At 67.8% G+C, this 22,719-nt stretch carries 22 protein-coding genes; 10 read left to right on the plus strand and 12 right to left on the minus strand.

What is annotated here, in order from left to right; all coding sequences use genetic code 11:
• The first annotated feature begins 11 nt into the window (after window positions 1-11).
• Window positions 12-644: a response regulator transcription factor gene (locus ACWFRF_RS31165; RefSeq protein WP_056824462.1), complete on the plus strand. Its 633-nt coding sequence runs from the start codon at window positions 12-14 to the stop codon at window positions 642-644.
• 4 nt (window positions 645-648) lie between these two features.
• Here the strand turns inward: ACWFRF_RS31165 and ACWFRF_RS31170 are convergent, their stop codons facing one another.
• Window positions 649-1,431 carry a sigma 54 modulation/S30EA ribosomal C-terminal domain-containing protein gene (locus tag ACWFRF_RS31170; RefSeq protein WP_378994128.1) on the minus strand — a complete coding sequence of 261 codons (783 nt, stop codon included), beginning with the start codon at window positions 1,429-1,431 and terminating at the stop codon, window positions 649-651.
• A 139-nt stretch (window positions 1,432-1,570) separates the two neighbouring features.
• Between ACWFRF_RS31170 and ACWFRF_RS31175 the strand changes: the two genes are divergently transcribed.
• Entirely contained in the window at window positions 1,571-3,394 is a 1,824-nt protein-coding gene (locus ACWFRF_RS31175) for a GAF domain-containing protein (RefSeq protein ID WP_452453698.1), read from the plus strand.
• Window position 3,395: 1 nt separating this feature from the next.
• Here ACWFRF_RS31175 and ACWFRF_RS31180 read toward each other — a convergent pair whose 3' ends face one another.
• Entirely contained in the window at window positions 3,396-4,541 is a 1,146-nt protein-coding gene (locus tag ACWFRF_RS31180) for a beta-ketoacyl synthase N-terminal-like domain-containing protein (RefSeq protein ID WP_452453733.1), read from the minus strand.
• A 94-nt stretch (window positions 4,542-4,635) separates the two neighbouring features.
• Here ACWFRF_RS31180 and ACWFRF_RS31185 point away from each other — a divergent pair, with 94 nt between their 5' ends.
• From ACWFRF_RS31185 to ACWFRF_RS31195, 3 genes are read left to right on the plus strand one after another with little or no spacing between them, the layout of a single operon-like run.
• The gene (locus ACWFRF_RS31185) at window positions 4,636-6,015 is read left to right on the plus strand and encodes a diguanylate cyclase domain-containing protein (protein WP_379317105.1); all 1,380 of its coding nucleotides are present in this window, start codon (window positions 4,636-4,638) and stop codon (window positions 6,013-6,015) included.
• A gap of 13 nt (window positions 6,016-6,028) precedes the next feature.
• Entirely contained in the window at window positions 6,029-6,364 is a 336-nt protein-coding gene (locus ACWFRF_RS31190; RefSeq protein ID WP_449970938.1) for an antibiotic biosynthesis monooxygenase family protein, read from the plus strand.
• 44 nt (window positions 6,365-6,408) lie between these two features.
• Complete coding sequence (locus tag ACWFRF_RS31195; RefSeq protein ID WP_387448106.1) at window positions 6,409-8,700, plus strand: HelD family protein; 2,292 nt, start codon at window positions 6,409-6,411, stop codon at window positions 8,698-8,700.
• Window positions 8,701-8,751: 51 nt separating this feature from the next.
• On the opposite strand, the gene ACWFRF_RS31200 is transcribed toward ACWFRF_RS31195, so the two are convergent.
• The 3 genes from ACWFRF_RS31200 to ACWFRF_RS31210 form a co-directional block, all read right to left on the minus strand.
• A complete protein-coding gene (locus tag ACWFRF_RS31200; RefSeq protein WP_378661184.1) occupies window positions 8,752-9,204 on the minus strand; it encodes a universal stress protein in 453 nt (150 codons plus the stop codon).
• A 268-nt stretch (window positions 9,205-9,472) separates the two neighbouring features.
• Window positions 9,473-9,904, minus strand: a complete 432-nt coding sequence (locus ACWFRF_RS31205; protein WP_378994117.1) for a hypothetical protein — start codon at window positions 9,902-9,904, stop codon at window positions 9,473-9,475.
• A gap of 131 nt (window positions 9,905-10,035) precedes the next feature.
• Entirely contained in the window at window positions 10,036-10,878 is an 843-nt protein-coding gene (locus ACWFRF_RS31210; RefSeq protein WP_452453700.1) for a helix-turn-helix domain-containing protein, read from the minus strand.
• Between the two features lie 59 nt (window positions 10,879-10,937).
• Here ACWFRF_RS31210 and ACWFRF_RS31215 point away from each other — a divergent pair, with 59 nt between their 5' ends.
• Window positions 10,938-11,405 (plus strand): VOC family protein, encoded by a 468-nt coding sequence (locus ACWFRF_RS31215; RefSeq protein ID WP_379317382.1) that lies wholly within the window; start codon window positions 10,938-10,940, stop codon window positions 11,403-11,405.
• Window positions 11,406-11,512: 107 nt separating this feature from the next.
• Here ACWFRF_RS31215 and uvrB read toward each other — a convergent pair whose 3' ends face one another.
• Window positions 11,513-13,690: an excinuclease ABC subunit UvrB gene (uvrB, locus tag ACWFRF_RS31220; protein ID WP_378994113.1), complete on the minus strand. Its 2,178-nt coding sequence runs from the start codon at window positions 13,688-13,690 to the stop codon at window positions 11,513-11,515.
• A gap of 372 nt (window positions 13,691-14,062) precedes the next feature.
• Here uvrB and ACWFRF_RS31225 point away from each other — a divergent pair, with 372 nt between their 5' ends.
• Window positions 14,063-14,683 carry a DUF402 domain-containing protein gene (locus ACWFRF_RS31225; RefSeq protein WP_387448103.1) on the plus strand — a complete coding sequence of 207 codons (621 nt, stop codon included), beginning with the start codon at window positions 14,063-14,065 and terminating at the stop codon, window positions 14,681-14,683.
• A 46-nt stretch (window positions 14,684-14,729) separates the two neighbouring features.
• Window positions 14,730-15,281 (plus strand): DUF402 domain-containing protein, encoded by a 552-nt coding sequence (locus ACWFRF_RS31230; RefSeq protein ID WP_452453703.1) that lies wholly within the window; start codon window positions 14,730-14,732, stop codon window positions 15,279-15,281.
• A gap of 29 nt (window positions 15,282-15,310) precedes the next feature.
• Here ACWFRF_RS31230 and ACWFRF_RS31235 read toward each other — a convergent pair whose 3' ends face one another.
• Entirely contained in the window at window positions 15,311-15,742 is a 432-nt protein-coding gene (locus ACWFRF_RS31235; RefSeq protein ID WP_378661173.1) for a hypothetical protein, read from the minus strand.
• A gap of 120 nt (window positions 15,743-15,862) precedes the next feature.
• The gene (gene coaE / locus ACWFRF_RS31240) at window positions 15,863-17,065 is read right to left on the minus strand and encodes a dephospho-CoA kinase (protein WP_452453705.1); all 1,203 of its coding nucleotides are present in this window, start codon (window positions 17,063-17,065) and stop codon (window positions 15,863-15,865) included.
• Between the two features lie 148 nt (window positions 17,066-17,213).
• Between coaE and ACWFRF_RS31245 the strand changes: the two genes are divergently transcribed.
• Window positions 17,214-17,426, plus strand: coding sequence for a hypothetical protein (locus ACWFRF_RS31245; RefSeq protein WP_452453706.1), 213 nt, complete (start codon window positions 17,214-17,216; stop codon window positions 17,424-17,426).
• A 36-nt stretch (window positions 17,427-17,462) separates the two neighbouring features.
• Here the strand turns inward: ACWFRF_RS31245 and ACWFRF_RS31250 are convergent, their stop codons facing one another.
• A complete protein-coding gene (locus ACWFRF_RS31250; protein WP_452453708.1) occupies window positions 17,463-19,004 on the minus strand; it encodes a phospholipase C in 1,542 nt (513 codons plus the stop codon).
• 136 nt (window positions 19,005-19,140) lie between these two features.
• Window positions 19,141-20,619, minus strand: coding sequence for a 30S ribosomal protein S1 (gene rpsA / locus ACWFRF_RS31255; protein WP_067457490.1), 1,479 nt, complete (start codon window positions 20,617-20,619; stop codon window positions 19,141-19,143).
• Between the two features lie 228 nt (window positions 20,620-20,847).
• On the opposite strand from rpsA, the gene ACWFRF_RS31260 reads away from it, so the two are divergent.
• Entirely contained in the window at window positions 20,848-21,696 is an 849-nt protein-coding gene (locus ACWFRF_RS31260; protein ID WP_378994100.1) for a class I SAM-dependent methyltransferase, read from the plus strand.
• Here the strand turns inward: ACWFRF_RS31260 and ACWFRF_RS31265 are convergent.
• Both ACWFRF_RS31265 and ACWFRF_RS31270 read right to left on the minus strand, forming a co-directional pair.
• A complete protein-coding gene (locus ACWFRF_RS31265) occupies window positions 21,693-22,247 on the minus strand; it encodes a hypothetical protein (RefSeq protein ID WP_378994098.1) in 555 nt (184 codons plus the stop codon). The two genes, ACWFRF_RS31260 and ACWFRF_RS31265, sit on opposite strands and share 4 nt — an antisense overlap.
• An 87-nt stretch (window positions 22,248-22,334) precedes the next feature.
• Window positions 22,335-22,628, minus strand: a complete 294-nt coding sequence (locus ACWFRF_RS31270; protein ID WP_379314892.1) for a hypothetical protein — start codon at window positions 22,626-22,628, stop codon at window positions 22,335-22,337.
• Window positions 22,629-22,719: the final 91 nt, after the last annotated feature.

The raw sequence follows: 22,719 nt of genomic DNA on the forward strand, positions 1-22,719 counted from the left end.
AAGGAGCCGGCGTGCTCGAGGTGTTCCTGGTCGACGACCACGAGATCGTGCGGCGAGGGTTGATCGACCTGCTGGAAGGTGATCCAGAACTCACTGTGATCGGTCAGGCGGGCGGTGTCGCCGAGGCGATGGTGCGCATCCGCGAGGCCCGCCCCGATGTCGCGGTCCTCGACGTGCGGTTACCCGACGGCAACGGCATCGAGCTGTGCCGCAACCTGCTGGCCGAATTCGACGACCTGCACTGCCTGATCCTGACCTCGTTCTCCGACGAGCACGCCATGCTCGACGCCATCCTGGCCGGCGCCAGCGGGTATGTGGTGAAGAACATCGACGGGATGAAACTGGCCGACGCGATCAAGCAGGTGGGCGCGGGCCACTCGCTGCTCGATACCCGCGCCGCCGACGCCCTGCGCGCCCGGCTGCGCCGCAGCGCCGAACCCTCCGGGCCGCTGGCCGGGCTCACCGACCAGGAACGCCGGCTACTCGAACTGCTCGGCGAGGGTCTGACCAACCGGCAGATCGCCGCGCGCATGTTCCTCGCGGAGAAGACAGTCAAGAACTACGTCTCGCGACTGCTGGCGAAACTGGGTGTCGAACGCCGCACCCAGGCGGCCGTCCTGGCGACGAAACTCCGCGAGCCGTGACGGTTCAGGACGGGACGACGATGGTGAGGTTCCCGTCGTAGCGGCGGTAGAGCAGGTTGCCGCGGCCGGTGTGGCTGTCGGTGAAGAACAGGTAGGGCAGCCCGGCGGCGCACAGCGCGTCGGAGGCCTCGTCCTCGGCGAAGACGGGAGCCGCGTCCTGCACCACCCGGACCGGCATCGCGCTCGCGGTCAACGGCAGCTCGACCGAGGAGTCCGCCGCGGCGGTGAGCCGCTGCCTGGCCAGCGCGACGCCGTGCGGGTCGGCCCACGTGACGATGGCGTCCTCACCGGTATCGGCGTCGGTGAACAGGTAGGCGTCGTAGTCCATCGCGTCCAGCACGGTGCTGGCTTCCAGCGGCGTTCCGGTCATCAGGGCACAGTCCTTGCGACGGATGATCGGCCGCGTCTCGGTGATCTGGGCCAGCGGCCGACGGGCCGGGTCGGGCCACGCGCCGCGCGCTTCCTTGCCCGCGCGGCGGGCGAGCTGACGGTCGAGCCGTTCGGCGGCGAAGGTGACCGCGAAACCGCCGGGGCCGGTGACCTGGACACGGGTGAAGGTGTCGTTGGTACGGATATTGGCCTGCACCAGGGTCGGCTCGTCGTACCCCTGCGGCGCGGTGACGCGCACCCTGGCCGGACTGTCGAGATGATGCCTGCGCATCACGCGGGTGATGGCCCGAACAGCACGGGTGACGTCCTGGGCCGGCACTTCGCCACGCGTGGTCACGGCGAGCTCCGGGTCCGCGGCGGTCGTCCAGTGCTGGGTGCTCGACAACGAATTCATCATGTGCCCCACTTCTCGATCCCAATTCCCGGTGCCCAATGCCACCACTACCGCCGGTGCGAGTGAAGGGCCGAAAGTCCCCTCATTGCGGACTAGACTTTGCTTCGACTCACTCGAGGAGCTGCGAAGACGGGGTACTGCGATGGCGAACGACGGTCGGGGCGGCCGCTATTCGGCTGACCAGACGGTGTCGCGGCAGATGTTGCGCAGCCTGCTCGGCGAGGTCGCCGATCGGGTCGAAGTGATGATCGGTTCGCGCGATCGGATGGACGGCCTCGTCGAGGCCATGCTCACCGTCACCGCGGGTCTGGACCTGGACGAAACCCTGCGCACCATCGTGCGGACCGCGATGAGCCTGGTCGACGCCCGCTACGGCGCGCTGGCGGTCCGCGGCCACGATCAGCAGGTCGCGCAGTTCATCGACGAGGGCATGCCGGATCAGATCCGCGACCGGATCGCGCGATTACCCGCGGGCCACGGCGTACTCGGCGCGGTGTTCGCGCACAAGGCGCCGCTGCGGCTGGCCGATCTCACCCAGCACGAATCCTCGATCGGGTTTCCGGCGGGACATCCGCCGATGCACACGTTCCTCGGTGTGCCCGTACGCATTCGGGACGAGGTGTTCGGCAGTCTCTATCTGACCGAGAAGTCCGACGGTCAGCCGTTCACCGAGGAAGACGAAGTCCTGGTACTGGCGCTGGCGGCCGCCGCGGGCATCGCGGTCGACAACGCGCGACTCTACGAGCAGGCACGCACCAGGCAGGCGTGGATCGAGGCGACGCGCGATATCGCGACGGAATTCCTGGCCGGTACCGAATCCGATCGGGTGCTCGGTCATGTGGTCGATCACGCGCGCGGGCTCACCGGATCGCATCAGGCGTTTCTCGCCTCGGTGCCGGTGCCCGACGAATTGCCCGGCGAGATCAGCGAATTGGTGGTCACCCAGTGGACCGGCCCCGATGCGGGCCAGGACTGGCAGACCATCCCGATCGCGGGGACGGTGGTGGGCGACGCCTTCAGCAGACGCACACCGCTGCGCTTCGACGACGTGTCGAAGGTGACACTGGGCGTCGAGTTCCCCGTGGCCGAATTGCCCGGCGCCGGACCGGCTCTCGTGCTGCCGCTGTGCACCCCCGATGCCACCCTCGGCGTCCTGGTGACGTTCCGGCCGCCGGGTTTCGCGCCGTATTCCGACGAGATGCTCGAGCTGACGGCGGCCTTCTGCGATCAGGCCGCGCTGGCGGTGCGGCTGGCCGACGCGCAGCAGCGGATGCGCGAACTCGACCTCGTCGCCGACCGCGACCGGATCGCGCGCGACCTGCACGACCATGTGATCCAGCGCCTGTTCGCGATCGGCCTCACCGTGCAGGCGACCCTGCCCAAGGCAGTGGTTCCCGAAGTGCGGCAACGGCTTTCGACGGTGATCATGGATCTGCAAGAGGTGGTGCAGGAGATCCGCACCTCCATCTTCGATCTGCACGCCAGCGGCTCCGGTCACAGCGAAGGGCTGCAGCAGCGCCTCGAGGTGGCGATCCGGCGCCAGACCTCCGATATCGCCCTGCGCGCGACGATCCAGGTGTCGGGCCCGCTGTCGGTCCTCGATCCGCAGCTGGCCGACCACGCCGAGGCGGTGGTGCGCGAGGCGGTGAGCAACGCGGTGCGCCATTCCGGCGCCGACACCGTCGCCATCGTGATCGAGGTGGCCGACGATCTGGTGATCACGGTGTCCGACAACGGCTGGGGCATCCCGAACCACGTCATCCGCAGCGGGCTGCGCAATCTCGAGCAGCGCGCGCAGGAGGCGGGCGGGTATTTCGAGGTCGGTCCGGCCAAACGCCCCGACGCCGACGGCAACCACCCCGAGATGCCGGGCACACAGCTGCGCTGGGCGGTGCCCCTGCCCCAGGACGCGCCGACGACCGGCGGGTTCGCCCTCGCCGCCGGACCCGAGACGGGCGAGGATTGAGTCAGGCCGCGGCCAGGACCACGGCGGCGTTGTTGCCGCCCATTCCCATCGACAGTTTCAGCGTCGCGCCGTCGAGCAGCGGGGTCGGGCCGTTGAGCAGTCGCGGGTGCGCGGTCGCCACAGCCGGCGCCGAGGCGACGATGCCGCGCTCGTAGGACAGAGAGATCGCGGCGACTTCGACCGCCGCGCAGGCGCCTTGACAGTGCCCGGTGAGCGGTTTGAGCGCGGCGATGGCGGGCCGGTCGTCGAAGACGGTGCGCATCACGTGGCGTTCGGCGGCATCGCACTGCCTGGTCCCGGTGCCGTGCGCGTTGTAGTACGCCACGTCGCCGGCGTCGATCCCCGCATCGGCCAGAGCGCGCCGGACACACGCGATGATCTGGGCGTGGCTGGGATCGACCGAGACGACATGGAAGGCGTCGTTGGTCATCGCACCGCCGAGCAGCCGCGCATAGGGCCGCTCGACCGCGTCGGTGAGCAGCAGCGCCACCGACGCCTCGGCCATCGTGAAGCCGAGGGTGCCCTCCTGGAAGGGCCTGCAGGCGGTGAACGGGTCGGCATCGGCGATCGCGGCACCCAGACCGACGAAATGTTCGAGCATGTCCGGGGTAGCCGACAGGTCGGTGGTGATGCACAACACATCGTCGACCAGACCCGCGTCACGCCACATCTTCGCCGTCAGCAGCGCGACAGTGCCCGAACTGCACGCCGCCGACACGTTCATCGCGGGCCCGTGGAAACCGAACTCCTGCATCACCACCGAAATGGGTGTCGACGGCAGCATCCGCAGATAGTCGCGTGAGCGCCGGTGGCCCTCGTCACGACGGTAGAAATCGCGCCAATCGGCGACATCGCCCAGGGTGAACGCGTGCACGAGGCCGACGGTGCGCCCCTCCCGGCGCCACCCGCGTTCCTGCGCGTCGGCGATCGCCTCGGCGGCCGCGGCGAACACGGCACGCCCGAACAGACCGGTTCCGTAGGCTGCGTCACCACCGTCGGGAATCAGCCCGACCCAGGCGTGCTGATCACGTCCGGGCCCGTAACCGGGGTACAAACGGGCTGCCGGTTTGCACCCCAACAATCCCTGCCACAGCGATTCCCGACCCCACCCGTAACCGGAGACAACACCCATGCCGGCGATCGACATAGAATCGAGGCGGTGGGTCATGCCGCCCGTGAGCACATCCAGTGTCACATCGCTCCTCGCGGATCTTCATGAAGGATCACCAGACTAGTCCGGTATGCCGTTCGCAGACCAGGCCGAGATCGGGGGTTTCGCAGTGGGAGAAGGAAGGACCGACGCGGCGAGCGCCGAGCAGCTCGCGCAGCGCTACCGGTCGCTGGTCGAACACACTCCCGATGCCATCTGTGTGCACGAGTCGGGGACGATCGTCTACGTCAATCCGGCGATGGTTCGCCTGCTCGGCGCCCGTTCGGTGGACGACCTGCTCGGCTTGTCGATCACCGACTTCGTCCATCCCGATTCCGTCGCGGCCATGCTCGAACGGATCGATCAGCTCACCGCCGAGGGATCGGCCTCGCCGCCGACCGACATGGATCTCGTCCGGGTGGACGGGCGCACGGTGCCGGTGCAGACCGTGTCGGTGCTCACGGTGTGGCAGGAGAAGCTCGCGTTCCAGGTGGTCGTGCACGATCTCACCGCCCAACGCGCGGCGGAGGCGTCGGCGCGGCAGGCGGAGGCGTATTTCACCACCGTGGTGTCGCAGCTGGAAGAAGGCGTGCTCGTCGTCGATCGGCGCGGTCGCCTCGAATCGATCAACCCCGCAGGCAAACGCATACTCGGCATCGCCGCGGAGGCCGAGCCGGTACTCGGACTGCACATCGACGAACTGCCCATGAAAATGCTCGACCGCGACGGCCGGCCACTCGCGCCCGACCAGCATCCGATGGCGCGCACCCTCGCGACGGGAGAGGCGGTGACCCAGTTCATTTTCGGGGTCGAGCGCACCGACGGGCAGCTGGTATGGCTGTCGTGCAACTGCCGATTACTCAATCCGGACAGCCCGGAGTCGGCGGGGGTGTCCTCGTTCGCCGACATCACCGCGTTCCGGGCCAGCAAGCGCCAGCTCGAGTACCAGGCCACCCATGACGCGCTGACCGGGCTCGCGAATCGTTCCCTGATCCTGTCGCAGCTGTCCACGGCGCTGGCCGACGACGGCGGCACGCTGATCACCACGGTGCTGTTCATCGACCTCGACGGCTTCAAAGCGATCAACGACACCCTCGGGCACGCCATCGGCGACACGGTGTTGCAGATCGTCGCCCAGCGGTTGCAACAGGCGTTGCGCACCGAAGACCTGGTCGGGCGGCTGGGGGGCGACGAATTCCTGGTGCTGCTGGCCGGTCATCCGCAGCGCGCCGACCTGCCCGCACTGGTGGAGCGCCTGCGCGTGAAGATGGCGGAACCGATCATCGCCAGCGGTCACCGTCTCGAGGTGAGCGCCTCGGTCGGCATCACCGAACTCGGCCCGCACGAGCGGCGCACGCCCGAAGCCGTGCTGCACGACGCCGACCTGGCGATGTACCGCGACAAGCCGTCGGCCCATCGTGAGCTCGGTCTCGGTCAGAATCGACGCTCGAACAACACCCACGCCTCCTGACAGACTGGTCGGCGTGATCGTCGAACACGCGCTGTTACCCGTTCGCCCCGGCGCCGCCGCCGCTTTCGAAGCGGCCTTCGCGCAGGCGTATCCGATCATCGCGGGAATGCCCGGTTTCGGTGGGTTGTCGTTGTCGCGCTGTGTCGAGCGGCCCGACTGCTTCCTGTTGCTGGTGCGCTGGGAGCAGCTGGCCGACCACACAGTGGGATTCCGCGAGTCACCGGAATATCAGCGCTGGCGTGCGCTGTTGCACCACTTCTACGAACCTTTCCCGGTGGTCGAACACTTCACGCCGATCCTCGGCAACGAAGTGTTCCCGGTCGCGGCGGCCCTGCCCGCGGACACGTAGACTCGACAACTCTGTTCTCAACGCGGTGACAAAGGAGTCCTGTTTTGCCCGACCGCCTCGCCGACGCCTCCCCGGCCGCGCACAACCGCGAGATCGAACAGGAGCAGCAGTACCTCTCGGTGCTCTACGACCGGCTCGACGGCATGCGCGACTACGCGCAGAACCGGCTCAAGACTGTGCTCCTCGAATCCGGTGGCACACCGCAGGCGCGCAGTGAGCGCGAGTCCTTCACCCAGCTCTACAACGAGGACCTGTCCAAATACGACGCCGCCGAGCACGGTCTGTGCTTCGGCCGGATCGATCTGGAAGGCACCGAGGACGCGGCGCGCTACATCGGCAGGCTCGGCATCCTCGACGAGGACAACGACTACGAGCCGCTGCTGCTCGACTGGCGCGCTCCGCTGGCCCGACCGTTCTACCTGGCCACCACCGCCAATCCCGAGAACGTCACCCGGCGCAGGCACATCCGCTCGCGCAACCGCGCGGTGACCGCGATCAACGACGAGTACCTCGATCTCGATGCCGCCGAGCGCGACGGTGTGGTCGGCACCGACGACGGCGTCGGTGGCGAGAGCGCGCTGCTGTCGGCGCTCAACGCCGCCCGCACCGGGCACATGAACGACATCGTCGAGACGATCCAGAGCGAGCAGGACGCGATCATCCGCTCCGAGCACAAGAGCGTGCTCGTGGTGCAGGGTGGGCCGGGCACCGGCAAGACCGCCGTCGCGCTGCATCGCGCGGCCTTCCTGCTCTACACCTATCGGCAGCAGCTGGCCAAGAGCGGCGTGCTGATCATCGGCCCGAACGCCACCTTCCTCGACTACATCGGCCAGGTGCTGCCCTCGCTCGGCGAGACCGGCGTGCTGCTGTCGACCATCGGCGACCTGTACCCGGGGGTGAAGGCGGTGCGCGAGGATTCGCTGCGCGCCGGGGAGATCAAGGGCTCCCTCGACATGCTCGAGGTGCTCAAGCAGGCGGTGCGCGACCGTCAGGAAGTGCCGTCGGAGCCGGTGCGCCTGGCGTTCGACGGCTACCCGGTGACGCTGGACCGCAAGATCGCGACCAGGGCGCGTGGGCGGGCCCGCTCCTCGCGCCGCCCGCACAACCTGGCCAGGCCGATCTTCGCGTCGTCGGTGATCGACGCGCTCACCGATCAGCTCGCCGCCACGATGGGCGCCGACCTGTCCGGTGGCACGAGCCTGCTCAGCTCCGCCGACCTCAGCGAGATCGGCGACGAGATGCGCGCCGACCCGCACGTGCAGGCCGCGATCAGCGCGCTGTGGCCGGTGCTCTCGCCCCAGGAAGTGCTGGCCGACCTGCTCGCCGACCCGGCGCGTCTCGACCGCGCCGCCAAGACGTTGAGCCCCGAGGACCGCGCCGAGCTGGTGCGCTCCGACGACGGCACCTTCGGCGCGGCCGACGCCCCGCTGCTCGACGAGCTGGCCGAGCTGCTCGGGGTCGACGACACCGAGGAACGCGAACGCTCGCGTCGCCGGTGGCGAGCCCAGATCGAGGAGGCCCAGGACGCCCTCGACATCCTCACCGGTTCCGCCCCGCAGGACATCGAGGACGAGCTCGATCCCGAGATCCTGATGGCCTACGACCTGATCGACGCCTCCCAGCTGGCCCAGCGCCAGGAATTCGGCAACCGCCAGACCACCGCCGAACGCGCCGCGGGCGACCGGACCTGGACCTACGGGCACGTGATCGTCGACGAGGCACAGGAGCTTTCGGAAATGGCGTGGCGCATGGTGATGCGGCGCATCCCGAATCGCTGGATCACCGTCGTCGGCGACGTCGCCCAGACCGGTGATCCGGCCGGCGCGTCGTCCTGGCAGCGGGTGCTGGAACCGTATGTGGCACAGCGCTGGAAGCTCACCGAGCTCACGGTGAACTACCGCACTCCCGCCGAGATCATGGCGGTCGCGGCCGATGTGCTCGCCGAGATCGACCCGGGTACCAAGGTGCCGCGTTCGGTGCGCGAGACCGGCAATCCCCCACGCGCCTACCGGGTGTTGCCCGCCGACGTCGCGGGCGAGGTGGCGCGGTTGCTCGAGGTCGAGCACGGTCCGGGTACCTCCGCGGTCCTCGCTCCCGCGACCCTGGTACCCGAATTATCCTCGCTGGCAGGTGAATCCGTTCAGGTCCTCACCGTGCACGACGCGAAGGGCCTCGAGTTCGACCGGGTGTACCTGGCGGAGCCACAGGCGATCCTGGACGAGTCCCCCCGCGGACTCAACGACCTGTACGTCGCGCTGACCCGCGCGACCCAGCGACTGGCCGTGGTGCACACCGAGGACCTCCCCGAGGTGCTGTCCGCGCTCGAACCGGCCTGAGACACAAGGAAGGCCCCTGACCGCAGTCGGTCAGGGGCCTTCCTCGTCGAACTAGCGGACGGTGTGCACGATCAGCACGTCCGAACGGGACTTGCGGGCCACGTCCGAGGGGACGGAGCCGAGCAGGCGACCGGTGAGGGTGTTGAGGCCTCGGTTGCCGACGACGAGCAGGTCGGCGTCCACTTCGTTGACGAGGTCGAGCAGCGAATCGACCGGCTCGCCGACGATCGCGCGGTCGACGATGTTCTTCGCACCGGCGGCCAGCGCCTTCTCCCGGGCGACGTGCAGGATCTCGTTGGTCGGGGCCGAGCCACGGACCTGGTAGGCCTCGTCCTTGAGCACATCGGCGGCAGCGGCGACGTCGCGGTCGTCGGTCGGGAAGTAGGCGCAGGCCAGCACGAGAGTTGCCTCAGCGTCCCCGGCGAGCGCCGCGGCCTTCTCCACCGCCACGTACGACGAATCCGAGCCATCAGTACCGACGACAATGGTCCGGTAGGCGGTCATCTCTCCTCCAACTTGGTCGGTGCCAGCACCGAACCACTCGGGAATCGAGCGTCAGCGCGGCAATTGGCTCGACCCTAACGCCAAATCAGGCCGATTTATCAGAAATCGCAACAGATCACACCGGGAGTGTTGGCGCCCCTGCCCGATGTCACGGTGGCCTTCGCAACAATCGAGAAGATTCACCTGCGGCAACAAGACCGCAGTTCGAAGAAATTGTGGCCTATCACAACACGATCAACGACGTAGTGCGGCTGGGACTTTGATCACATCAACCGGAGAAACTGGGGAACCCGCAGGCCGCGCTTCCGGTGCCGGTATTCGCCGCCACGGTCACCGTGGCGGGGGTGATCCACCAGCTGTTGAGATAGCTGTCGACTTTCGCCGTCAACTGGTGCGAGCCGGCGGCGGCGGGACGCCAGGAGGTCTTGGTCTCGCCGATCGCCGGGATCGCGACCGTGTCGATCACGTCACCGTTGTCGTAGAAGGTCACCGGTGCGCCGGCGTGGCCCGAGCTGTAGCCGACGACGTTGACCGCGACCACCGTGTAGGAACAGCCGACCTTCGGATCGGCACTCGATACGCTGACCCGCTGGCCATCCGAGATGTCCGCGTGCGCGCCCGGCGCGAGCAGAGCCGTGGCGGCCAGCGCGGTCGCGAGGGCGGCGCCGAGACGGGCGGTCCGATCGAATGATGTTGTCACTGTTGATGTCCTGACTTCTCCACGCAGCAACGGCCGCTGCGAATGCGGTGACACTATCGACGAACACCGCTGTTCCAAGGTGGAACGCTAATATTTCAGACCCCCTACTTCTCGGGTCTGGACGCACCCGGTCAGCACGCCGTGGGGACAGCGCTCACCGCCTGTGCGCTGCGCGCGTATTCCGTCGGCGACATCCCGATCTCGGCGGTGAATTCACGGCTGAAATGCGCCTGGTCGAAATAGCCGAGCTGGGCCGCGAGTACCGCGAGATCAGGGCGGCCGTGCGCGAGCAGATCGGCGGCGTCCTGCAATCTGAACCGGCACAGCACCCACTTCGGGCCTGCCCCGATATAGCGGCGGAACAGGCGTTGCAGGGTGCGGATCGGAACGGCGAAACGATCGGTGACCTGGTCGACCCTGGTCAGCTCCGGATCGTTCGCCATGGCGGTGACGATGCGGGTCACCAGCGCGTAGTGCGGATCGTCGGTGCGACCACGGCCCGCGAAGAACTCCTCGACGATGTCGCGGCGGCGCTCGTCGGACTGTTCGGCCAGCACTCGGTCGGCCAGGCCCGCGGCCTCGGGCAACACCGCACACAGCGGGGCCGAATCATCGCGCAGCGCGCCGACATCCATGCCGGTGAAGGCACCGAATCCGCCGGGGGCGAACCGGATGCCGAAGGTCTCGCCTTCCCCGGCGAGCTCGCGCACGTACTTCGTCGTGCACACCCCGGTGACGAAGCCGCCGGTGCGGATGGTGCTGCGTTCGAAGGTGACGTTCACACACGGGAACGACAGCACCTGCGCCGAATAGCTGGGCCGGCCGCGCAGATCCCACCGCACCACCCAGTACCGGTCCGCGAACTCGGCCAGCGCGGGCCCGACCCCCAGCCGGTTCAGCGACCGGTGTCTCGCCTGCTCCTCCGGGTGCAGGATTCCTTTCACATCACCGGGATCCGGCGCCGCCGTCATCATCGGCCGATCTGTCGCGTTCTTACAAGACGGGCCGTCGGCAGCGGAGCAGGATCGTAGTCATGACCAATCCCGTTGCGCCCATTCCGGAGGGCTACCACTCCATCACCTGTTTTCTGGCCGTGCCGGACGGAAACGCGGCCATCGACTTCTACACCGCGGTCTTCGAGGCGAAGGTGCTCAGCCGCGCCGATCTGCCCGACGGCCAGCCCGCGCACGCCGAACTGCTCATCGGGGATTCCACCCTGCAGCTCGGAATGCCCATCCCCGACAACAATGTTCGCGCCCCCGAGGACTGGGTGCACACCTCGGTGGTGCACTACTGCCCCGACGTGGACGCGGTGATCGCCCGCGCGCTCGCCCACGGTGCCCGCAGCGCCGAGGAACCGCAGACCTTCGTCACCGGAGATCGCTTCGGCGTGGTGATCGACCCCTTCGGCCACCGCTGGGCGGTGATCACCCGCGTCGAGGACGTCTCGAAGGAGGAGGCGGACCGCCGCGTCGCCGCGTGGATGGCCGAGCAGGCGTAGCGCCTCGCCGGGCCGGGTCCGCAGCGGCCTCGCCTCCGAGCAGCACCCGCGCGATCGGTCGCGCGACTCGGGGGCGGGGTCGCCCGGGGACCGTGGCGCCGGCATGGTCAAGAAATCCCCGCGGCGTCCATCCCGCGCAGCTCCTTCTTCAGGTCGGCGATCTCGTCACGCAACCGGCCCGCCAGCTCGAACTGCAATTCGCGGGCCGCGTTCATCATCTGCGCGGTGAGTTCGGTGACCAGGGCGGCCAATTCGGCACGTGGCATCGACTTCACATCGCGTTCGGCGTAGATACCCGAGCTGGCCCGGCCCGGTTCGCCCTGGGCGCGCCTGCCGCGGCTGGCATTGCGGCCCGATCCGCCGACGGCCACCTCGTCCTCGGCCTCGGTGTACACCTGATCCAGGATGTCGGCGATCTTCTTGCGCAGCGGCTGCGGGTCGAGGCCGTTCTCGGTGTTGTAGGCGATCTGCTTGGCACGGCGACGGTCGGTCTCCTCGATGGCGTGCTGCATCGAGTCGGTGATCTTGTCCGCGTACATGTGCACTTCGCCGGACACGTTGCGCGCCGCGCGGCCGATGGTCTGGATGAGGCTGGTGCTCGACCGCAGGAAGCCTTCCTTGTCGGCGTCGAGGATCGCGACCAGCGACACCTCGGGCAGGTCGAGGCCCTCACGCAGCAGGTTGATGCCGACGAGCACGTCGTATTCGCCCAGGCGTAGCTGCCGGAGCAGTTCGACGCGCCGCAGCGTGTCGATCTCGGAGTGCAGGTAGCGGACCTTCACACCGAGGCCGAGCAGGTAGTCGGTGAGGTCTTCGGACATCTTCTTGGTGAGTGTGGTGACCAGAACCCGCTCGTCGCGCTCCGACCGCTCACGGATCTCGTGCACCAGGTCGTCGATCTGCCCCTTGGTGGGCTTGACCACGACCTTCGGATCGACCAGGCCGGTCGGGCGGATGACCTGCTCGACCACCTCACCGCCGACCTGACCCAGCTCGTAGTTGCCCGGTGTCGCCGACAGATACACCGCCTGGCCGATTCGACCGGCGAACTCCTCCCAGGTCAGCGGCCGGTTGTCGACCGCCGACGGCAACCGGAAACCGAAATCGACGAGGTTGCGCTTACGCGACATGTCACCTTCGAACATGCCGCCGATCTGCGGCACCGTGACGTGCGATTCGTCGATCACGAGCAGGAAGTCGTCGGGGAAGTAGTCGAGCAGCGTCGCAGGCGCCGAACCCGCCGGGCGCCCGTCGATGTGGCGCGAGTAGTTCTCGATGCCCGAGCAGAAGCCGACCTGACGGATCATCTCCAGGTCGTATTCGGTGCGCATGCGCAACCGCTGAGCCTCGAGCAATTTGCCCTGACGTTCCAATTCCTCGAGCCGCGCGGCCAATTCGGCCTCGATGTCGCCGACCGCGCGCTCCATCCGCTCCGGACCGGCCACGTAGTGGGTGGCCGGGAAGATGCGCGCCGAATCGACCTGGCGCACCACGTCACCGGTGAGCGGGTGCAGGTAGTAGAGCGCCTCGATCTCGTCACCGAAGAACTCGATGCGGATCGCCAGCTCCTCATAGGACGGGATGATCTCCACGGTGTCGCCGCGCACCCGGAAGGAACCCCGGGTGAACGACATGTCGTTGCGGGTGTACTGCACGTCGACGAGCAGCCGCAGCAACGCGTCGCGGTCGATCTCGCCGCCGACCTCGAGCTGCACCGACCGGTCCAGATACGACTGCGGGGTGCCGAGACCGTAGATGCACGACACCGAGGCGACCACCACGACATCGCGACGCGAGAGCAGACTCGAGGTCGCCGAGTGCCGCAGCCGCTCGACGTCGTCGTTGATCGAGCTGTCCTTCTCGATGTAGGTATCGGTCTGGGCGATGTACGCCTCGGGTTGGTAGTAGTCGTAGTACGAGACGAAGTACTCGACCGCGTTGTTGGGCAGCATCTCGCGCAGCTCGTTGGCCAGCTGCGCGGCCAGGGTCTTGTTCGGTGCCATCACCAGCGTGGGGCGCTGCAACTTCTCGATCAGCCAGGCGGTGGTCGCCGATTTACCGGTACCGGTGGCGCCGAGCAGGACGACGTCCTTCTCCCCCGCGTTCACCCGGCGCTCGAGCTCGGCGATGGCCGCGGGCTGGTCGCCGGCGGGCGAGTACTCGCTGACCACCTCGAATCGAGCGCCCGAGCGCTCGATCGTGCCGACGGGGCGGTGTTCGGAATGGGCGATCGGGTGACCCCGCTCTTCGTACCCTTCCGTCGGGATCTCGGTTGCGAATGCCATGGATCCAGCTTAGGCGCGACCACTGACACGTTTGCGCTCCAAGCGAGCCGCCGCCCGTCCGCCACACCCCGCGCCGCGCCGAGCGCCGCCGGTCGGGTCGTGGTCGTTCTGGTGAACTTCTGCTCATCGATGCCGTCGCGGCACTGCGCGACTGTGACGACAGCCACCGGCAAGCAAACCGTCGGCGACCCCCATTTCGCCTGGTCGAGGGGACCGCCCACGAACGCGGCGAATGCCCGGCACTTCGCGCGATGTCCGAAAAGTCCCTTGCGCCAAGGATATTCGACGATCGAGGCGCCGAATCGACCACGCCACAACTCCCGATGCGGGCGTACCCTGAGTTGATCATCGGACGTGGTGAAGGACAAGGCCATGAGCGTTCTACTTCCCCTGCTCGTCGCGGCTCCCGCGGTAACCGGATTCGCCGGCTATTTCGCCAGAGAGATACGCGGCCCGCTAACACCGACCACCGTCACCACGACCGTCGCCCCCTCTGCCAGACCCCGGGTCGAATACTTCGACCTGGCCGAGCTGACCAGCACCGACGCCAAGGGCTACATCCGCCCGGTCGACCGGTACGAAGTGCAGCCGTGGGGCATCTACCTGGCCCGCATCCTCGACCGGCCGCACGGTCGCTACGAGGAGTCGTGGATGCTGCCCGGCCAGGCCATTCGCGCCACTATCAGCCACGACCGGCCCGGCCATCACCGCAGCCACGACTACGTGCTCGACATCATCGAGTGCGTCCAGGTCGGGCCGAAACGGTGGCGGGCCACCGACTACTTCCTCGACATCGCGGTGCGGCGCGGCCGGTCCTCGACGCTGTCGGGGTCCAGCGAACTGCTCGCCGCGCACGCCGCGGGCCATGTCGGCACCGAGCACGCCGACCGGGCGTTCGAGCGTGCCGCGCGCGTGCTCGACGGGCTGGCGGCCAACGACCACGATGTCGAACAATGGTTGCGGTCGCAGGAGATCACCCTGACCTGGATGTGACCGGCGACCGGGCGCGGGTCGGCACGCGCCGGTAGATTCTGCGCTCATGACGCAGGCATCCACCGTGCACGTGCATCCACCCAAGGTCGAGTACTTCGACGTCGCGGCCGGAACGAACACCGATCCCAAAGGTTTCGTCCGGCCGGTGGAGATCTATCGGGTGGAACCGTGGGGCCTGTACATGGGTCGCCAGTCCGATCACGCGCACTTCCACTACCTGGAATCGTGGGTGCTGCCGGAGCTGTCGCTGCGGGCGTCGAAGCTGCACTACAACCCCGGCGTCGAGCAGTGGCAGGACATCTATGTCGATGTGGGCGCGTTCACCAGGGAGTCGCCGACGCTGTGGCGCTCGGTCGACCACTACCTCGACGTACTGGTCCGCACTCGGCGTGATGTCCGGCTCGTCGACGTCGACGAGCTGCTGGCCGCGCACACCGACGGCCTGCTGGACGCCGCGCAGTGTCAGGCAGCGATCGAACACGCCACCGCGGCGATCGACGGGATCGCCGCGCACGGCTATTCACTCGAGGAGTGGCTGAGCACCTTCGGGATGACGCTGACCTGGCGCCGAAACGACGAACCGCCCGGACCTCGGTAGGCGGGTCCGGGCGGTGCGGGGAGTCGGTGTCAGCCGGCCGACAGGCTCGGGAACAGATCCGCGAGGCCACCGCCGCACGACGCGCTTCCGGTGCTGCCCGCCGCACCCACGGTGACGGTGATCGAGTCGCTGATCAGCAGCTGACGCGCTTCGAGCTTGTGCTGGCCCGCCGTGGTCGGCTTCCAGGTGATGCTCACGGTGCCCGAGAGCAGCGACGGCGACACCGGGCTGCCAGGAATATCCACGCCGTTGTCGGTGAACTTCACCGAGGTCAGCCGGTCGACCTCGACGCTGGCGGTCAGCTTGTAGCTGCAACCGACCTTGTGGTCGGTTCCGGCCACGCCGAGATTGCCGACCCAGGCCGAGGCCTGCGGAGCGGCCAGCACGAGGCTGGCGGCGACGGCGCCGAGTGCGGTGATGCCGAAGCCCGCACGGCCGAACTGACGGTGATGTGTTGTCATACGCGCTACAACTTCCCTGTGAATCGAGTCACCCTGTAGTGACTTCGCACAATTTACACAGCGCGCGACAGCGTGCGGACAGTTTCCGAAACATTGATGTTTAACAGATTGGTACGCGGTTCACGCGCGGGCGGTGGCCCACTCGGTGACCACCGGATAGACCGCGTCGAACCACGGTTCCTTCACCACGTAGTAGGCGTCACCGGCCGCGTCGCCGGTCAGATCCGCCGCCGCGAGCTCGGCTCCGCGCTTGACCGCCAGGTACTCCGACCGCGCGCTCTCGTTCGCGCGCAACCAGTCACGCAGATCGAGCGCGAACCGCTGGCCGAGCGAATCCCGCACGCGCAGATGGATATTGGCCGGCCTTCCCGGATCGGCGTTGCCGTGCAGACGCTTTCCCCACCGGGCGAGGTCGGTTCCCTCGGGATCACTGTGGCTAGGTTTCGGATTGTCGTGCGTCACCTGGGGAGCGAGCGGGAACCCGGCGGCCGTCAAGGCATCAGTCAGCGATTCGGCCGTGGCCATGTCGGCCACCGTCACCTGGATGTCGATGATGTCCTTGGCGGGGAGCCCGTGCACCGCGGTGGATCCGACGTGATCGATGCGCACCGCCGACGCACCGCAGGCCAGGTGCAGCCGGGCGATGATCCTGCGCGCCTGCATATCCCATTCCGGGTCGGTGACGAGAACGTAGCCGGCTCGCGCCCGGACGCCCTCGCGCTGATTGCGCTCGAACGGCACCAGCCGTCGCGTCCACAGGTCACGAACCTGCGCCTCGACCACCTCCGGCGCACCGTTGTTGTCGAGCCACACATCGGCGACCGCGCGGCGCTGGTCGTCGGTGGCCTGGGCCGCGATCCTGACCCGCGCGTCGGCTTCGGCCACGCCGCGGTGTTCGACCAGCCTGCGCAGCCTGGTCTCCTCCTCGGCCCCCACCACCACGACGAGCTGCATCAGCGGCGCGAGCCCGTTCTCGACCAGGAGCGGAATATCCTGCACCACAACGGCATCGGTGGCCGCCTCGCCGATCAGATCCGCGGTGCGGGCGCCGACCAGCGGATGGGTGATGGCGTTGAGCTTGCCCCGCGACACATCGTCGGCGAAGGCGACCGCGGCCAGCGCGGGCCGGTCCAGGCTGCCGTCGGGGCTCAGAATGCCCTCGCCGAACTCCTCGACCAGCGCGGCCAGACCCGGTGTCCCGGGGGCGACGACCTCGCGGGCGATCGCATCGGAGTCGATGAGCACCGCCCCGAGTTCGACCAGCGTCCGCGCCACTGTGGATTTACCCGCTCCCATGCCTCCGGTGAGGCCGATCCGCAACATGGGCCCAGTCTCGCATCCCCGCCGCCGCGCCGTGGCACCTGCTCCGACACGCCCATGCCCGGAGCGGCGGAAGATCCCGGGCCGGGCGCGTCGCGTGGATTAATCTTCCGCGCAGGCGAGAAGGCCGCACGACTACCGGAGGATGATCATGAGTACCAGGAACCACCGGGCGGCTCGCCACCGCCTCGGTATGCCGGGCGGTGTGCACTGCATCGAATTCCCGGCTGTCGCAGCGACTCTCGCCGAGTACCGGCGCTCCTGGTTCAGTACCCTGCTCTCCCCCGCCAGACACAGCTTCGCCGCGATGCGCAAACGCCCGAGCATGGGCACCGGATACTGGTCGCCCGCCGCCGCAAGCTGACAGTGGGCCCGGCGCGATGCCGAGCCCACCCCCGGCTCAGACGCCGACGAGACCGCTCGGCGCGCGCCGCGCCCCCGGCTGCTGCGCCGGCATCGCATTCGGCGGCACCGGGTACGGCACACCCTGTCCGAGAGTGCCCGCCGCGATATTCGGACCGCACTGCGCGATCGCCGCGTCGGCCTTGTGGCGGGGGTCGGGCAGCACCGGTTTCGCGGCATCAGGCGCCGCGGCAAAGTCGAACGTGGACGTCATATCGCCGGTGACGCTGCGCCGCCACGCGGTCAGATTCGGCACATCGACACCGAATCTGGTTTCCAGCAACCGCAATTGGGACGTGTGGTCGAAGGTCTGCGAGGCGACCAACCCACCGCGGCTGTACGGCGAGATCACCATGCACGGCACCCGGTAACCCAGTCCGATCGGGCCGGTGATCCCGCCCGCGGCGGGCACCCGATCCAGTGGCACCGTCAGGAATTCGCCCGTGGTGCCGGGCGGCGGGGTCGGCGGCGTGACGTGGTCGAAGAAGCCGCCGTTCTCGTCGTAGCTGATGATCAGCGCCGTCTTCTCCCACACCGCCGGATTCGAGGTGAGGATATCGAGGAGCTGCACTATCCCGAGCGCACCGAAAGCCGCGGGCAGCGCGGGGTGTTCGCAGTGCAGCAGCGACGGCACCACCCAGGACACCGCGGGCAACGTGTTGTTGGCTACGTCGGCCTGGAAGTCGTTCGGGTAGGTCGGTGCGATACCGCGTCGTGCCAGTTCGGAATTCGGGTCGGCGGCCTGGGTGAAGCAGCCCATCATGCCGTCCAGGATCATCGACGAGGCCGGGCCGACATCGCGATTGCTGTAGATCTTCCACGGCACCCCACCCTCGGACAGGTTCTCCGGGTAGGTACGCCAGCTGTAGACGTTCTTCGGAAGCAGGGTCGGCGTCTCCACCAGCGGACCGCCCGCCAGACCGTCGGGGTCGATGCTCGCGCTCATCCAGTACAGCCGATTGGGGTCGGTGGGGCCGAGCACCGAGCAGTGGTAGTTGTCGCACAGCGTGAACGCCTGCGCGAGCTCGGTGTGGATCGGAATGTCTTCCGGCAGGTAGTAACCCATCGCCGCGGGCGCGTTCGCCGGCCCGACCGAGGCCACCGACATCGGCATCCAGCCGTCGTTGCGGCCGTTGTTGAATGCCTTGTGCATGCCCGGCCAGGTGTGGTCGGGGTCGTTGATGCACTCCCCGTCCAGTGTGGCGCCGCGGGTGGTGTCGAGCCGGAACGGTTCGACGAAACCGTCTGCGGTGGGCCCGATTCCGGGCGACCACCCGTACTGACGCCACGACGCGGAGGATTCGCCGAACCCACGCACCCCCGACAGGGTGCCGAAATAGTGGTCGAAGGACCGGTTTTCCTGCATGAGCAAGACGAAGTGCTCGATATCGCCGAGCCCGCCCATCCCCACCGGATCGGCGGCGAAAGCTCGGTCGATAATCGGATTCGCCCAGGTGGCAAGCGTTCCCACCGCACCGGCGGCCATCGCTTTCGCGAGGAACTGTCGCCGGTTGAGGCCGGCGAAGGGACCAGAACTCATCGGAGTGGAGCACCTTTCCCGTAGGGGATGGAGCAATCGCGCACACGCTACACCCACCGGAAAAGGCCGAAGGCCCCGGTCCGTATGGACCAGGGCCTTCGGTAGTGCAAAGGGTGATTCAGCCGTTACCGGTGAATCAGGCGTTGCCGCTGAGCTTCTCCCGCAGAGCCGCGAGCTGGGCATCGCTGGCCAGCGAGCCGCCCGTGGACTCGGCCGGACCGGAGGTGGACGCAGCCGCGCTGCCACCGGTCTCGGAGGAGTAGTTGCCCGCGACGGGACCACCAGCGGCGGCCTCGGCGGCAGCGTCGGCTGCCATCTTCTCCATCTGAGCAGTGTGCATCTTGTGGCGACGCTCGGCCTCGGCGTAGCGGCCTTCCCACTCTTCACGCTGCTTGTCGAACCCGTCGAGCCACTCGTTGGTGTCGGGGTCGAAGCCTTCGGGGAAGATGTAGTTGCCCGCATCGTCGTAGCTGTCGGCCATGCCGTACTTCGACGGGTCGAACTCGGCGTTGTAGTCCTCGTTCGCCTGCTTCAGCGACAGCGAGATACGACGACGCTCGAGGTCGATGTCGATGACCTTGACCATGGCGTCGTCGCCGACGGCCACAACCTGGTCCGGGACCTCGACGTGGCGCTCGGCCAGCTCGGAGATGTGGACCAGGCCCTCGATGCCCTCTTCGACGCGCACGAAGGCGCCGAAGGGAACCAGCTTGGTGACCTTGCCGGGCACGATCTGGCCGATGGCGTGGGTCCGGGCGAACTGACGCCACGGGTCTTCCTGAGTCGCCTTGAGCGACAGGGAGACGCGCTCGCGGTCCAGGTCGACGTCGAGAACCTCGACGGTGACCTCGTTGCCGACCTCGACAACCTCGGACGGGTGGTCGATGTGCTTCCAGGACAGCTCGGAGACGTGCACCAGGCCGTCGACGCCACCCAGGTCCACGAAGGCACCGAAGTTGACGATGGAGGACACGACGCCCTTGCGGACCTGGCCCTTCTGGAGCTGGTGCAGGAATTCGCTGCGGACCTCGGACTGGGTCTGCTCGAGCCAGGCGCGACGCGACAGAACCACGTTGTTGCGGTTCTTGTCGAGCTCGATGATCTTGGCCTCGATCTCCTTGCCGACGTACGGCTGGAGGTCGCGGACACGACGCATCTCGACGAGCGAGGCGGGCAGGAAGCCGCGGAGACCGATGTCGAGGATCAGGCCGCCCTTGACGACCTCGATGACGGTGCCCTTGACGGCCTCGTCCTTCTCCTTGAGCTCCTCGATCGTGCCCCACGCGCGCTCGTACTGCGCCCGCTTCTTCGACAGGATCAGGCGGCCTTCCTTGTCCTCCTTCGTGAGGACCAGGGCCTCGACCGCGTCGCCCACGGAAACGACCTCGTTCGGGTCGACGTCGTGCTTGATGGAGAGCTCGCGGGAGGGGATGACGCCTTCGGTCTTGTAACCGATGTCCAGCAGGACCTCGTCACGATCGACCTTGACGATGGTGCCTTCGACGATGTCACCATCGTTGAAGTACTTGATCGTTGCGTCGATGGCGGCCAGGAAATCCTCGGCGGAGCCAATGTCGTTAATGGCTACCTGCGGCGAGGTGACGGTGGTGGGCATATGTGGGTTTGCTCCGGACGGATTGTGGTCGGTTGCGGACATTGGATCTTTCGGTACGCTGCGAGATCACCGCGACGACGCGACGAAGGGATACCGGTAAAGTATCGCACGGACCGTCGCACTTGCCGCTGATCAAATTCAGCGTCCCTCTACAGCGTGCATCAGCCTACGCGACCCGCGCCGAGCCGGGCAAACCACCCCCCGCACCACGCCGATACCCTGTTGGCCGTGTCCGACGACGAACGCCACGCGCAGGCCAACGCGCTGCTGGGTACCTCAGCAACCACCCGAACCAAGATCGATTCGCGCGACAGCGAGCGCGCGAATCGCCGCTGGTGGGACGCCGACGCCGAGCAGTACCACCAGACCCACGCCGACTTCCTCGGCGTCGACTCCCCGGGCGGCGAGTTCGTGTGGTGCCCGGAGGGCCTGCACGAGGGCGACATGGGTTTCCTCGGCGACGTGACCGGCAAGACGATCTTGGAGATCGGCTGCGGGTCGGCGCCGTGCTCGCGGTGGCTGGCCGGGCACGGCGCGTTCCCGGTCGGGCTCGATGTGTCGAAGGGGATGCTGGAGCGTGGCGTGGCCGCGATGGATCAGGGCGGACCGCGCGTGCCCCTGGTTCAGGCGGGTGCCGAGGCGCTGCCCTTTACCGACGCGTCGTTCGATCTGGCCTGCTCGGCGTTCGGCGGGGTGCCGTTCGTCGCCGATTCGGCGCTGGTGATGCGCGAGGTGGCTCGGGTGTTGCGCCCGGGCGGGCGCTGGGTGTTCTCGGTGAACCATCCGATGCGCTGGATCTTCCCCGACGATCCGGGCGAAGCGGGTCTGACCGCCACGATCCCGTATTTCGACCGCACTCCTTATGTAGAGGTGGACGGCGACGGTGTGCCGACCTATGTCGAGCACCACCGCACGATCGGTGACCGGGTCCGCGAGATCGTCGGCGCCGGTCTGCACCTGGTGGACATCGTGGAACCGGATTGGCCGGAATGGCTCGACCGCGAATGGGGTCAGTGGTCGCCGCTGCGCGGGCAGATCTTCCCCGGGACCGCCATCTTCATCGCCGAGAAGCCCTAGAACTCGGGCAGCGCGGCGAACGAGGGGTCCACGCGCACGTTCGGCACGGTGTCGGCGACCCAGCGGCGTGCCCTGGTGAGCGCGTGATCGGGGAATTCGACATCGAAGCGGACGTCATCGGACAGCAGATAGGGCAACCGGCCGCGCAGACCGGGCGCGTACGGGTGGGGTGGGCACATCTCGTCGCGCCGAACCTGCCGGCCGATCAAGGTCTCACGCGCACCGGGCACCCCGGTCTCGGGGCAGATCACCTGGAACACCGCCGAGCACCGGTCCTTGGGCACCACGATCGACGCCGCGAAAACCAGCTCACCGTGCGGGCCCGGCAGTTGGGTCTTCTCCACCCGCAGCAGGGCGGGCAACTGGTCCACCCACACCACGAAGGCCTCGATCAGGCAGCCGGTCCGGGCGTGGTGCTCGGCCAGCCGCCTGCGCAGCCGTTTCAGGTCGTGCAGGCGGGCGGGCAGGTCGGGCGTGCCGTTGACATAGGTCAACGCGACGACGTCACGAGTGGCCGGATTCCCCCAGGTCGTGTCGTCCAACTGTTGCATTCCAGGAATGTCGAACGAGATGGGCACCGGATCAATTTACCGGCGGATTCGAGTTCGGTTGTCCCCGTGGGGCGCCCGGCGCGTCGATCAGGCCGAAATCCGCTCGTCGACCACGTCGACGAGCCAGGCTTCGTGACTGATCACCATCGCGCGGCTGCGCGGGGTGGCGAGCACGGTCGCCAACGCGGCGCGGAACGCCTCGGCGGCCGCCCGATCGTCGAAATCGAGGTCGATGAGGACGCGGGGTGGTGTGCCCTCGACGCGGCCGACGCGGTAGGCGCGAACGCCGTTGTCGGCGCGGAAACGCTCGAACTGATCGAACGCGGCCTTCCAGTCGTCGTAGTCGCGAACGGTGTTGTCGATGTGCAGGGTGACGGTCATGGTGACCTCCGTGGTCGTGCTGGATGGGTAGCTCAATGGTCGGCCCGTTCCGGGCGCCGGAACATCCCTGATCCTGGGGGTTTTCCGCCGT

The organism is Nocardia sp. NPDC055165 (assembly GCF_053606985.1).

Excerpts from the sequence above, each read along its gene's own strand:
- ACWFRF_RS31270 (WP_379314892.1), bottom strand. The coding sequence starts at position 22,628 with ATGACCGTCACCCTGCACATCGACAACACCGTTCGCGACTACGACGAC.
- ACWFRF_RS31225 (WP_387448103.1), top strand. The coding sequence starts at position 14,063 with ATGAGCGTTCTACTTCCCCTGCTCGTCGCGGCTCCCGCGGTAACCGGA.
- coaE (WP_452453705.1), bottom strand. The coding sequence starts at position 17,065 with ATGTTGCGGATCGGCCTCACCGGAGGCATGGGAGCGGGTAAATCCACA.
- ACWFRF_RS31180 (WP_452453733.1), bottom strand. The coding sequence starts at position 4,541 with ATGTCGATCGCCGGCATGGGTGTTGTCTCCGGTTACGGGTGGGGTCGG.
- ACWFRF_RS31245 (WP_452453706.1), top strand. The coding sequence starts at position 17,214 with ATGAGTACCAGGAACCACCGGGCGGCTCGCCACCGCCTCGGTATGCCG.
- ACWFRF_RS31210 (WP_452453700.1), bottom strand. The coding sequence starts at position 10,878 with ATGATGACGGCGGCGCCGGATCCCGGTGATGTGAAAGGAATCCTGCAC.
- ACWFRF_RS31170 (WP_378994128.1), bottom strand. The coding sequence starts at position 1,431 with ATGATGAATTCGTTGTCGAGCACCCAGCACTGGACGACCGCCGCGGAC.
- ACWFRF_RS31250 (WP_452453708.1), bottom strand. The coding sequence starts at position 19,004 with ATGAGTTCTGGTCCCTTCGCCGGCCTCAACCGGCGACAGTTCCTCGCG.
- uvrB (WP_378994113.1), bottom strand. The coding sequence starts at position 13,690 with ATGGCATTCGCAACCGAGATCCCGACGGAAGGGTACGAAGAGCGGGGT.
- ACWFRF_RS31200 (WP_378661184.1), bottom strand. The coding sequence starts at position 9,204 with ATGACCGCCTACCGGACCATTGTCGTCGGTACTGATGGCTCGGATTCG.
- ACWFRF_RS31175 (WP_452453698.1), top strand. The coding sequence starts at position 1,571 with ATGGCGAACGACGGTCGGGGCGGCCGCTATTCGGCTGACCAGACGGTG.
- ACWFRF_RS31185 (WP_379317105.1), top strand. The coding sequence starts at position 4,636 with ATGCCGTTCGCAGACCAGGCCGAGATCGGGGGTTTCGCAGTGGGAGAA.
- ACWFRF_RS31235 (WP_378661173.1), bottom strand. The coding sequence starts at position 15,742 with ATGACAACACATCACCGTCAGTTCGGCCGTGCGGGCTTCGGCATCACC.
- ACWFRF_RS31265 (WP_378994098.1), bottom strand. The coding sequence starts at position 22,247 with ATGCAACAGTTGGACGACACGACCTGGGGGAATCCGGCCACTCGTGAC.
- rpsA (WP_067457490.1), bottom strand. The coding sequence starts at position 20,619 with ATGCCCACCACCGTCACCTCGCCGCAGGTAGCCATTAACGACATTGGC.
- ACWFRF_RS31215 (WP_379317382.1), top strand. The coding sequence starts at position 10,938 with ATGACCAATCCCGTTGCGCCCATTCCGGAGGGCTACCACTCCATCACC.
- ACWFRF_RS31230 (WP_452453703.1), top strand. The coding sequence starts at position 14,730 with ATGACGCAGGCATCCACCGTGCACGTGCATCCACCCAAGGTCGAGTAC.